The following is an 11,950-nucleotide window of genomic DNA, read 5'->3' as shown; positions in this document are numbered from 1 at the left end:
GAAACCGGGCCACGATCCCACCCACAACGCTTCGTGCGTCAGCCGGCGCGGCGCAGGCGCAGCGAGTTGCCGACCACGATGACGGACGACGCGGCCATGGCCGCCCCGGCGATCATCGGGTTGAGCAGACCCGCCGCGGCGAGCGGGATGGCCGCCACGTTGTACGCGAACGCCCAGAACAGGTTCTGCTTGATGACCCGCAGCGTGCCGCGGGACAGGCGGACGGCCGCGGGGGCGGAGCGCAGGTCGCCGCGGACGAGCGTGATGTCGCTCGCCTCGATCGCGACGTCGGTGCCCGTGCCCATCGCGAGCCCGAGGTCCGCGGTGGCGAGGGCGGCGGCGTCGTTCACGCCGTCGCCGACCATCGCGACGACCCGTCCCTCGGACCGCAGCCGGGTCACGACCGCGGCCTTGTCCTGCGGCAGCACGCGCGCGATGACGTCCTCCTCGGCGATGCCGACCTCGCGGGCGGCGACGCGGGCCGCGCCCTCGCCGTCGCCGGTGAGCAGCACCGGGCGGAGGCCGAGGTCGCGCAGCTCGCGCACGGCCTCGGCGGAGGTCGCCTTGACCGGGTCGCGCAGCACGACGACGCCGCGGGCCGCGCCGTCCCACGCGACGACGACGGCGCTCGCCCCGGTCGCCTCGGCGTCGGCGAACGCGGCCGCGAGGTCGCCGTCGAACGCGACGCCCTGCCCGGTCAGCCACGACGGCTGCCCGACGAGCACGCGTCGCGCGTTGAGCCCGCCGTCGACGGCCAGCCCGGCGAGGCCCGAGTGCGCTCGCCGCACGACCGCCTCGACCCCGCCGCCCGGCGTCGCGCGGAAGTCGAACGCCTGCAGCGCGCCGATCCCGACGCCGTCCACCCCTGTCCCCGGGTTGTCAGGGCCAGGACCCTCAGAACTTGCTCGTGGCCCTGACAGCTCGGCGGCCGCGGCCGCGACGGCGTGCGCGATCGGGTGCTCGCTCAGGGACTCGACGGCGCCGGCGTACGCCAGCACCTCCCGCTCCCGCGACTTGTCAGGGCCAGGACCATCAGAACCTGCTCGTGGTCCTGACAGGTCGGGGACGAGGACGCGCTCCACCTGCATGTGGCCCTCGGTGACGGTGCCGGTCTTGTCGAGCACCACGGTGTCGACGCGACGGGTGGACTCGAGGATCTCGGGCCCCTTGATGAGGATGCCGAGCTGCGCGCCGCGGCCGGTGCCGACCAGCAGCGCGGTGGGCGTCGCGAGCCCGAGGGCGCAGGGGCAGGCGATGATCAGCACCGCGACGGCGGCGGTGAACGCGAGCTGCAGGTCCGCGCCGGCCAGCAGCCAGCCCACCAGGGTGAGCACGGACAGCCCGATGACGATCGGCACGAAGACGGCGGAGATGCGGTCGGCGAGCCGCGCCACGGGGGCCTTGCCGGTCTGCGCCTGGGACACGAGGCGCCCGATCTGCGCGAGCGTGGTCTCCTCGCCCACGCGGGTGGCGCGCACCAGCAGGTGGCCGGACGTGTTGACGGTCGCGCCGGTGACGGCGTCCCCGGGGCCGACGTCGACCGGTACCGGCTCGCCCGTGAGCAGCGACGTGTCGACGGCGCTCGCGCCCTCGATCACCTCGCCGTCGGTGGCGACCTTCTCGCCCGGCCGCACGACGAACACGTCGCCCACGGCCAGGTCCGCCACGGCGACGCGCTCGGTGACGCGACCGCCGTCGGGCCCGGTCAGGGGCGTGCCGTCCGCGGCCAGGCGCACCCGCTCCGCGTCCTTCGCGCCCAGCTCCAGCAGCGAGCGCAGGGCGTCTCCGGCGCGGCGGCGCGAGCGGTGCTCGGCGTACCGGCCGGCGAGGAGGAAGGTCGTGACGACGGCCGCGACCTCGAAGTAGAGCTCTGGGGTGCCGTGCGCACGCGACGGCAGCAACGACGGCTCCATCCGCATGCCCAGCTCGCCCGCGCCGCCCAGCAGCAGCGCCCACAGCGACCACAGGGTCGCGGCGATCACGCCGAGCGAGACGAGCGTGTCCATCGTGGACGCGCCGTGCCGGGCGGCCCGCGCCGCCGCGGTGTGGAACGGCCACGCGCCCCACGTCACGACCGGCAGCGCGGCGGCCGCGACCACCCACTGCCAGCCCGTGAACTGCAGCGCCGGGATCATCGACAGCGCCACCACCGGCACGGTGAGGATCGCCGACGCGACGAGCCGACGGCGCAGGTCCGCGCCGCGGGCGTCGCTCGACGCGGACGTGTCGGTCGTGCGGCCCGCCGGGGGAGCGGAGGCGTCGGGCGCCGGGGGCGCCGGCGCGGGCCGGGGGTCCGGCGCGGGCGGGGCGACGTCGCGGCGGCCGGTGACGCGGGCGCCGTAGCCGGCCTTCTCGACGGCGGCGACCAGCGCGGCGTCGTCGACGGGCGCGGTGAGCTCGACGTGGGCGCTCTCGAGCGGCAGGTTCACGGTGGCGGTGACGCCGTCGACGCGGTTGAGCCGCTTCTCGACGCGGGCCACGCACGACGCGCAGGTCATGCCCTCGATGGCGAGGTCGACCTCGAGGATCGGCGGCGGGGCCGCGGCGGCGGGTCCTGCCGGGTCGACCGGCGAGGACGTGGGGGTGCTCATGAGGGTGACTCCCTGAGGTGCTGGGTGGAGGTCACCCGCGACGACCCGGGGCGGCGGGGTCGCGGTGGGGGCGCCGTGTCGGTGGACGACGGCGCGGCGCGGAGGGCCTGGGTCGCGGCAGCCCGGCTCGGGGCTCGGGCGGGCGACGGTTCGGCAGGCGGTCCGCGGGGTGGCTCGGTGAGCCGGGGACTCAGGCGCGCGGGGGGACGGCCAGGTCGTAGGTCTTCTGCGCGGGGGTGGTCTCCGGGGCGGAGGCCTCGCCGGTGCCGCAGCCGCAGGCGCAGTTGTGCGCCTCCTGGCGGGCGGGTGCCTGCGCGGCCTGCTGGGCGGCGAGCGCGTCCTGCTGGACGTCGACGGAGGCGACCTCGTACCCGGCCTCGTCCACGGCCTCGCGCAGCGCGGCCTCGTCGAGCGGGGCGTCGGAGAAGACCGCGACGTCGGAGGTGCCGCCGGCGCGCAGCTCGACGCTGACGTCGACGACGCCAGGGACGGCGGACAGGTCCTTGGTGACGTGCGCGACGCAGTTGCCGCAGGTCATGCCGGTGACGCCCAGGGTGGTGACGGTGCTCATCGGTGCTCCTTCGATGGAGGGTGGGTGGGGGTGTTCAGGACCGGACGAGGCGGCCGATGGCGTCGGCGGCCTCCTTGACCTTGGCGGCGCCCTCGGCCTCGGAGGCGCGGGCGGCGTCGACGACGCAGTGGCCCAGGTGGTCCTCGACGAGGCCGATGGACACGGCCTGCAGCGCCTTCGTCACGGCGGACACCTGGGTGAGGATGTCGATGCAGTAGACGTCCTCGTCGATCATGCGCGCGATGCCGCGCACCTGACCCTCGATGCGGCGCATGCGCTTGAGGTAGGCCTCCTTGTCGGAGGCGTAGCCGTGCGGGCCGTCGTGCTGGTGGGCGGCGCCGTCGAGGACGTCGGTGGGTGCGGTCGTCTCGGTCATGGCACCCAGCATACCCCTAGGGGGTACTTCGTCAACCCCGTCGACCCGCCCCGACGACGTCAGCCGATCCGGAACGGCGCCACCAGGAGGTCGTCGCGACGCGACGAGGGTCCCACCAGCAGCTCGAACTCGCCCGCCTCGACGACGCGGCGGCCGGCGGCGTCCACGATCGTGCAGCCCGCGGCGGGCACCTCGACCTCGACGACGACGCTCTCGCCGGGCGCCAGCGGCACGCGGCGGAAGGTCTTCAGCTCCCGGTCCGCCCAGGTCACGGACGTGACCCGGTCGCTCACGTACACCTGCACGGTCTCGACGGCGGGCCGGTCGCCCGTGTTCGTCACGGTGACGCGGCCGCGCACGACGCCGTCGGGCGCGACGTCGGCGGCGTCCAGCTCCAGGCCGGAGTACTCGACGGTCGTGTACGACCGGCCCTCGCCGAAGACGTACGGCGGCCGCTGCGTGAGGTCGGCATACCGCGTGCCGTGCTGGCCGCGCACCTGGTGGTAGAAGACGGGCTGCTGCCCCGCGTGCAGGGCGTAGGAGATCGGCAGGCGGCCGGTCGGCTCGACCAGCCCGAGCAGCAGCTCCGCCACGGCGCGGCCGCCGCGCATCCCGGGGTTGGCGGCGTGCACCAGGGCGGCGGCGCGGCCGACGGCCTCCGGCAGCACGAGCGGCTTCGACGCGACCAGCACGACGACGACGGGCGTGCCCGTGGCGACCAGCCGCTCCAGCAGCTCGACCTGGCCGCCCTGCAGCTCCAGCGTCGCGGTCGACCTGCCCTCGCCGGTCAGCGCGACCTCGTCGCCCAGCACGGCGACGACGACGTCCGCTCCGCGGGCGGCCTCCTCCGCCTCGGCGAGGAGCGCCGGGTCCGACGGCGCGGGCAGCGCCGCCGGCGGGCGCGGCTGGCCGTCGGGGAAGTGCGTGCCGTCCGGGTCGGGCCCCAGCTCGACGATGTCCGCGCCGCGGGCGTGCGTGACCTCCCAGGACACCGGCGCCACGGCCCGCAGCCCGTCCAGCACCGTCTCCGTCAGCTTGCGGGGGTGCCCGTCGCGGATCCAGCTCACCTGCCCGGACGCGCCGGCCCAGTCGCCGAGCTGGGCGTGCGGGTCGTCGGCGTTCGGCCCGACGACGGCGACGCGCAGCGGCGTGGCACCGGGCGAGGCCACCGCGCGCCCCGCGTCGTCCGCGACGAGGCCGCCCGCGAGCGGCAGCGTGCCGTCGTTCTCCAGCAGCACGAGGGAACCACGCGCGACGTCGAGGGCGAGGTCGCGGTGCTCGGCCGAGCCGACGACGGCCTCGATGCGCTCGGCCACCGGGGCGCGCGGGTCCTCGAAGAGCCCGAGGTCCACCTTGAGGCGCAGGATGCGCCGCACCGCGTCGTCGAGCCGCTTCTCGTCGATGCGTCCGTCGGCGACGGCCTCCTGCGCGCCCTCGAAGAACTTCGGCGTCGCCATGATGACGTCGTTGCCGGCGTCGACGGCGGCGGCCGACGCGGCCGCGTGGTCGGGGCTGACGAACTGCTCCCACACCATGCGGCCCACGTTGTCCCAGTCGGTGACGAGGGTGCCGTCGAAGCCCCACTCGTCCTTGAGCACGCCCTGGAGCAGCCAGCGGCTCGTGGTGATGGGGACGCCGTCGATGGCCTGGTAGCCGATCATCACCGTGCGCACGCCCTCGCGCACCACCCGCTCGAACGGCGGCAGGAACCAGGAGCGGAGCTTGCGCGGCGTGAGGTCGGCCTCGGTGGCGTCGCGGCCGCCCTGCGTCTCGGAGTAGCCGGCGAAGTGCTTCGCCGTCGCGAGCACCGCCGTCGGGTCCATGAGACCGTCGCCCTGGTAGCCGCGCACCATCGCGGCGCCCAGCTCGCCGATCAGGAACGGGTCCTCGCCGAACGTCTCGTCCACGCGGCCCCAGCGCAGGTCGCGCGTCGCGCACAGCACGGGGGAGAAGGTCCAGTGCAGGCCGGTCGCGGCGGCCTCGACCGCCGTCGCGCGGGCCGCCCGCTCCACCAGGTCGAGGTCCCAGGTCGCCGCCATCCCCAGCTGGCTGGGGAACACCGTCGCGCCGGGGAAGAAGCCGTGCCCGTGGATCGCGTCGTCCGCCACGAGCAGCGGGATCCCGAGCCGCGTGCCGCGGGCCAGCTCGATCGCCTCGACGACGCGCGACGGCGACGCGTGCAGGATCGAGCCAGCCAGCCGCCCGACGACGATCTCGGCGAGGTCGTCCATCGCGTTGAGCTGCAACATCTGCCCCACCTTCTCGGGCAGCGTCATACGGCGCAGCAGGTCCTCCACCCGCTCGGCGGGGGACAGGGACGGGTCGCGGTACGGCAGGTCGGTCATGGCTCCGGGTCCTTCGTCGGGAAGTGGTGCGCCGAGGTAGTTCAGGTCTCCGCGAGATAGTTCCGGGTTCCGCGAGGTAGTTCAGAAATCGCCGAGGTAGTTCGCGGGGTCGCGAGGTAGTCAACTACCTCGTGCCATCGCGAACTACCTCGGCGATTTCTGAACTACCTCGCGGGGTTTCGCACTACCTCGGCGGAGGTCAGCGGACGGTGAGGCCGTTCGCCTGCGCGACGGCGCCGAGCCAGCCGAGCGACGGCTTCGGGCGGCGCTCGAACGTCTCCTTGTCGAACTCGACCAGGCCGAACGTCGGGCGGAACCCGGAGGCCCACTCGTAGTTGTCCAGCAGGCTCCAGTGCAGGTAGCCGCGCACGTCGACGCCGTCCGAGATGGCGGAGTGCAGGCCGGCCAGCGCGCCCTCGGTGTAGTCGATGCGACGCGCGTCGTCCTGCGTCGCCATGCCGTTCTCGGTGACGAACACCGGCACGCCCTGCGTCTTCTCCCACGCGGAGCGGACGCCGTGCTCCAGGGCCGGCGGGTAGAACTCCCAGCCGGTGAGCGTGGTCTCGACGCCCTCGGGCACCTGGCGCGGGCCGTCGGGGCCGATGATGGTGCGGGTGTAGGCCTGGACGCCCACCCAGTCGTCGCCGCGGGCGGCCTCGAGGTACCAGTCGTCGCGCTGGTGGCCGTACTCGTGGGCCACGTCCTCGCAGCCCGGCTCGGGCTGGAAGTCCTGCGTGGCGACGGTCCAGCCGGAGTTGATGCCCCCCACGCCGGCGAGGATCTCGCGCGCCCGGGTGTGGCACTCGAGCAGCGTGTCCGCGACCTGCAGGTCGGGGGCGGGCAGGCCGTACGCCACGAGGTTGGCCGGGTCCTCGCCGCCGGCGATCATCGCGGCGATGTTCGGCTCGTTGATGGTGCAGACGTAGTCGACGTCGTTCCCGAGGATCGGCAGCGCGAGCTCCGTGAAGCGGGCGAAGCGGTCGGCCGCCTTCGGCGAGCGCCACATGCCCTCGGAGTAGAACCAGCGCGGCACCGTGAAGTGCATGAGCGTGACCATCGGGGTGATGCCGAGCTCGAGGCACGTCTCCACCATGCGGCGGTAGTGCGCGATCTCGGCGCGGGAGACGAAGCCCTCCTCGGGCTCGATCCGCGCCCACTCGATGGAGAAGCGGTAGGTGTCGAGGCCGGCGTCGCGCAGGAGCGTCATGTCCTCGCGGTAGCGGTGGTAGCTGTCCGCGGCGTCGCCGCTGGGCTCGACGATCGAGGTGCCGGCGGCGTGCTCGCGCACCCACCAGTCGCTGGAGACGTTGTTGCCCTCGATCTGGTGGGCCGCGGTGGCGGCGCCCCAGCGGAAGCCCTCGGGGAAGTGCAGCACGGGATGGTCCTTACGTTGTGGTGCGGAAATCGGGGGTTGCGAGCGTGACGGCTCAGCGGGAAGCGGTGGTGGTCCAGAAGTCGGCCAGGAGGTCCGCGGTCGCGGCGGGGTTCTCGACGTTGGGCAGGTGGCCGGCGTCGGCGATCACCTCGTAGCGGGCGCCGAGCCGCTCGGCCATGGCGCGCTGCCACGGCTGCGGCCACGCCGCGTCGTCCACGCCGTGCGCGACCAGCACCGGCAGGCCGGTGGCGGCCAGACCGGGCGTGACGTCGCGGACGTCGGCGAGGACGTCGATGGCGCCCAGCAGGTTGTCCGTGCTGGTCGCGACCGAGCGGTCGCGGACGAAGCGGGTGTCGGCGTCCAGGTCGGCCAGCGCCCGCGGGTCCTCGGCGAGACGCCGCGCGAGCGCCGGGTTGTCGAGCGTCCACAGGTCGACCTGGCCGGCGGCGGCGAGCAGCCGGCCGCGCTCGGGGTCCTTGCGCCCCGGCCAGCCGTGCGGGCCGGAGCAGAGCATGGTGAGGCTCGCGAACGGCCCGGCGTCGCGCACGACGGTGGCCGACGCGACCGTGCCGCCGAAGCTGTGGCCCAGCAGGTGGAGGTCGCCGCGCGCGGTGCCCGCCTCGCCGGAGACGACGGCGGCGACGTCCAGCGCGTCGCCGGTGAAGTCGTCGAGGCGGTAGGAGCCCACCCCGCGCGGCGCCACCGAGTCGGCCTGCCCGCGCTGGGAGTACGTCCACGCCTCGACGCCCCGCGCCGCCAGCAGCGGCAGCAGCAGCCGGTGGTCCTCCCGCGACCCGGTGAACCCGGGCACGAGCAGCGCGACGGCGCGGCGCTCCACGCCGTCCGGCACGACCGACCGCAGCGCGGTGAGCGGGCCCACCGGCACGTCGAGCACCAGCGGCTCGACGCCGTCCGGCAGCGGCAGCATCGAGAACGGCGTGCCCGGCCGGGCGGCCGTCGCGGCCCGCGCGGTCACGACGCGGCCCCGTCGGAGAAGCGCCGCGCGGGCTGCGGGACCGCGTCCAGCAGCTGCGTCGTGTACGCGTCCTCGGGGAACCGCAGCACCTGCGCGGTGCCGCCGGACTCCACGACCTTGCCGTGGTGCAGCACCATGATCTGGTCGGTCACGACGCGCGCGGACAGCAGGTCGTGCGTGATGTACAGCAGCGAGACGCCGAGCCCGGCGCGCAGGTCCTCCAGCAGGCTGAGCACGCCCGCGCGCAGCGACACGTCGAGCATGGAGACGGGCTCGTCGGCGATGAGCACCTGCGGGTTCGACGCCAGGGCGCGCGCGATGACGACGCGCTGACGCTGCCCGCCCGACAGCTGGTGCGGCAGCTTGGCCGCGTACTGCTCCACGGGCGTGAGGCCCACGGTCTCCAGCAGCTCCAGCACGCGCTCGCGCGCGGCCTCGCCCTTCAGGCCGGTGAAGTTCTCCACCGGGCGCGTGAGCGTGTACTCCACGGTGTGCAGCGGGTTGAGCGCCGAGTACGGGTCCTGGAACACCATCTGGACGTCCGCGTGCAGCGTCTTCAGCTGGCGGCGGCGCAGCCGGTCGACCCGCAGGTCGCCGAACGTGACTGTGCCCGACGTCGGCCGCTCCACGCCCGTGACCATCTTGGCGATGGTCGACTTGCCGGAGCCCGACTGGCCGACCAGCGCCATCGCGGCGCCAGGCTCGAGCCGGAAGGACACGTCGTCGACCGCGGTGACGGCCTTCTCGCCGCGGCGCGGCGGCGGGTACACCTTCGACACGTGGTCGACGACGATCGCGTCGTGCGCGGCCGTCCGCGCCTCGCCGTCGTCGCCCGCGGCGCCGCCGTGCGGCGCCTTGCGCTCGAAGCCCGGCAGCTCGACGACCTCGGCGCGCGGGTCGGCGTAGTGGCTCAGCAGCATCTGCGTGTACGGGTGCGCCGGGGCCGCGAAGATCTGGCGGGAGGCCCCGTCCTCGACGATCTCGCCGTCGTGCATGACGACGACGCGCTCCGCCGACTCCAGCACCACGCCGAGGTCGTGCGAGATGAGCACGGCGGTGAAGCCCTCCGCGGCCTGCAGCTCGCGGATGGTGTCCATGACGGCGTGCTGCACCAGCACGTCGAGGGCCGTGGTGGGCTCGTCGAACACCATGAGGCGCGGCTCGAGCGACAGGGCCAGGGCGATGGAGACGCGCTGGCGCATGCCGCCGGACAGCTCTCCGGGGTAGCGGTCGAGCACCGTGGACGGCAGCTGCACCTTGTCGAGCAGCTCGACGGCGCGCTGGCGTCGCCTCGCCTTCGGCACGTGGCCGTGCGCGGCGAAGATGTCGCCGAAGTGGTGCGCGATGGTGCGCACCGGGTTGAGGGCGTTCATGCCCGACTGGAGCACCATGGCGAACCCGCCGCGGCGCTGCACGCGCAGCTCCTCGGCGTCCAGGTGCGCGATGTCGGTGCCGTCGAACACGATGCGGCCGCCGGAGATGCGCGCCGGCGCCTTGGCGAGCCGCGTGATCGCGAAGCCGAGCGTCGACTTGCCGGAGCCGGACTCGCCGACCAGGCCCACGAACTCGCCCTGCTCCAGGCTGAGGTTCGCGTGCTTCACGGCGTGCGTCGGGACGGCCCCGCGGGGCTCGTAGACGACGGACAGGTCCTGGATCTCGAGCAGGCTCATCGGCCGGTCCCTTCCCGCAGGCGCGGGTTGCTCAACCCGTCGACGCCGAAGTTCACGAGGGTCATGGAGGTCGCCAGCAGCGCGATGCACAGACCGGGGGCGAACAGGAGGATCCACTGGCCGGTGAGGATCGCCATCGAGTTCTGGGCCCAGAAGATCATCGAGCCCCAGCTCACGGTGGCCATGTCGCCCAGGCCGAGGAACGACAGGCCGGACTCGGCGAGCACCGCCGACGTCGCGGCGCCGAAGAACGACCCCGCGATCATCGAGGTCATGTTCGGCAGGATCTCGCGGAAGATCACGCGGGCCGAGCTCTCGCCGGAGAAGATCGCCGCCGTGACGAAGTCGCGCGAGCGCAGCGACTGCGTCTGCGAGCGCAGCACGCGCGCGCCCCACGCCCAGCCGGTGATGACGACGACCAGGATGATCATCGGCAGCCCGCCGTTCTGCAGGTACGCCGCGATGATGATCATCAGCGGCAGGCCCGGCATCACGAGGAACAGGTTGACGAGGAAGTTGACGACGTCGTTGCCCCAGCCCCGCAGGTAGCCCCACGACAGGCCGATGACGACCGCGACGACGGTCGACAGGCCGCCGGCGATGAAGCCGACGAGCAGCGACACGCGGGCGCCGTAGATCACCTGCGACAGCACGTCCTCGCCGGCGCCGGTGGTGCCGAGCCAGTGCGCGGCGCTGCCGGGCTCGTTGCGGGCGAACGAGTCGTCGTGCGGGGAGTACGGGGCCAGCAGCGGCGCGAAGATCGCCATGAGGACGAACAGCCCCAGGATGACGAGCCCCACGCGGGCCTTGGGGTTGGCCCAGACGGTGGCGAACGCGCGGCCGAGCACCTGGCCGGTGCGGCCGAGGCGGGTGCGGGCGGGCCGGCCGGGCCCGTGGACGGACTCGGGGGCGGGCCCCTCGGGGTCCGGGATCGTCGCGGTGGTCGTGGTGGTCGGGTCAGCCATCGGGGTCACCGCCTCGTTCGGGGGTCGAGGACGCCGTAGAGGATCTCCACCAGGAAGTTCGCGAGCAGCACGCTCACGGTGATCATGAGGAAGAGGGCCTGCATCAGCGGGAAGTCCTGGTTGGTGACGGCGTTGAACAGCAGGTAGCCGACGCCGGGGTACGCGAACACCTGCTCCACGAGCAGGGAGCCGCCGACGACGCCGCCGAGCGCCATGCCGAAGCCGGTGAGGTTGGGCAGGATCGCGTTGCGGGCGGCGTAGCGGATCGCGACGGTCCGGCCGCGCAGGCCGTTCGCCTCGGCGAACGTCACGTAGTCGTCGCCGAGCGTGTTGATCATCGTGTTGCGCATGCCGAGGATCCAGCCGCCCAGCGACGTGATGAGGATCGTCACGGCGGGCAGGGCCGCGTGGTACAGCACGTCGCCGAGGAACTCCCACGACAGGTTCGGCACCGCGGTGGCGGAGTAGGCGCCCGAGGTCGGGAACCAGCCGAGCACGTACCCGAGGAAGAAGACGATGAGCAGCGCGGTCCAGAAGTACGGGAACGCGGAGAGGAAGCTGCCGGCCACCGTGGGCAGGGAGTCCATCCAGGTGCCGCGCTTCCAGGCCGCCCCGATGCCGATCAGGGTGCCGAGCACGAACGCCACGACGGTGACGGCGCCGACCATGATCAGCGTCCAGGGCAGGGCGCCGGCGACGAGCTCCGAGACCTGCTGAGGGAAGAAGGTGTACGACACCCCGAAGTCGAGGTGGATGACGTTGTTCAGGTACTGCACGTACTGGTCCCAGATGCTGCCGCCGGGCATGCCGAGCTGGGCCTCGATCGCCGCCTGCACCGACGGCGTCACGGGGCCGTTCTGGGCGAGCTTGGCGATGGCCGCGTCGGCGGGGGAGCCGGGCATGAGGCGCGGGATGACGAAGTTCAGCGTCACCGCCGCCCACAGCGTGAGGACCAGCAGGCCGAGCTTGCGGAGCGCGTAGCGCAACGGAGCCTCCGGGTCGGGTGGTCGGTCGGTCGGTGGGGTCGTGCGGGCGGTCGTTGTGGGTGGGCTCGTGGCCCTGTTTCGTGTCGGAACAGGGC

At 73.7% G+C, this 11,950-nt stretch carries 9 protein-coding genes; all 9 read right to left on the bottom strand.

Features of this window, described 5'->3' with window-relative positions:
• Positions 1-38 precede the first annotated feature (38 nt).
• Positions 39-2,591, bottom strand: a complete 2,553-nt coding sequence (locus ACFUVW_RS15340; protein WP_430572191.1) for a heavy metal translocating P-type ATPase — start codon at positions 2,589-2,591, stop codon at positions 39-41.
• Positions 2,592-2,781: 190 nt separating this feature from the next.
• Positions 2,782-3,162 carry a heavy-metal-associated domain-containing protein gene (locus ACFUVW_RS15335; RefSeq protein ID WP_430572190.1) on the bottom strand — a complete coding sequence of 127 codons (381 nt, stop codon included), beginning with the start codon at positions 3,160-3,162 and terminating at the stop codon, positions 2,782-2,784.
• 34 nt (positions 3,163-3,196) lie between these two features.
• The gene (locus ACFUVW_RS15330; RefSeq protein WP_430572189.1) at positions 3,197-3,538 is read right to left on the bottom strand and encodes a metal-sensitive transcriptional regulator; all 342 of its coding nucleotides are present in this window, start codon (positions 3,536-3,538) and stop codon (positions 3,197-3,199) included.
• A 59-nt stretch (positions 3,539-3,597) separates the two neighbouring features.
• Positions 3,598-5,883: a glycoside hydrolase family 3 N-terminal domain-containing protein gene (locus ACFUVW_RS15325; protein WP_430572188.1), complete on the bottom strand. Its 2,286-nt coding sequence runs from the start codon at positions 5,881-5,883 to the stop codon at positions 3,598-3,600.
• Between the two features lie 199 nt (positions 5,884-6,082).
• Positions 6,083-7,258: a glycoside hydrolase family 1 protein gene (locus ACFUVW_RS15320; protein WP_430572187.1), complete on the bottom strand. Its 1,176-nt coding sequence runs from the start codon at positions 7,256-7,258 to the stop codon at positions 6,083-6,085.
• 52 nt (positions 7,259-7,310) lie between these two features.
• Positions 7,311-8,234: an alpha/beta fold hydrolase gene (locus ACFUVW_RS15315; protein WP_430572186.1), complete on the bottom strand. Its 924-nt coding sequence runs from the start codon at positions 8,232-8,234 to the stop codon at positions 7,311-7,313.
• Positions 8,231-9,904, bottom strand: a complete 1,674-nt coding sequence (locus ACFUVW_RS15310) for an ABC transporter ATP-binding protein (RefSeq protein ID WP_430572185.1) — start codon at positions 9,902-9,904, stop codon at positions 8,231-8,233. The genes ACFUVW_RS15315 and ACFUVW_RS15310 overlap by 4 nt, the downstream gene beginning before the upstream one ends.
• On the bottom strand, positions 9,901-10,869 hold the full coding sequence (locus ACFUVW_RS15305) for an ABC transporter permease (RefSeq protein ID WP_430572184.1): 969 nt from the start codon (positions 10,867-10,869) through the stop codon (positions 9,901-9,903). Before ACFUVW_RS15305 ends, ACFUVW_RS15310 begins: the two co-directional genes overlap by 4 nt.
• 5 nt (positions 10,870-10,874) lie before the next feature.
• The gene (locus ACFUVW_RS15300; RefSeq protein WP_430572183.1) at positions 10,875-11,855 is read right to left on the bottom strand and encodes an ABC transporter permease; all 981 of its coding nucleotides are present in this window, start codon (positions 11,853-11,855) and stop codon (positions 10,875-10,877) included.
• Between the last annotated feature and the right edge of the window lie 95 nt (positions 11,856-11,950).

This window comes from Isoptericola sp. NPDC057391 (assembly GCF_042668085.1).
In the GTDB taxonomy this organism is placed as follows: Bacteria; Actinomycetota; Actinomycetes; order Actinomycetales; family Cellulomonadaceae; genus Isoptericola.
The sequence above is the reverse complement of the archived record's forward strand: the minus strand, read 5'-3'. Positions and strand labels throughout refer to the sequence as shown.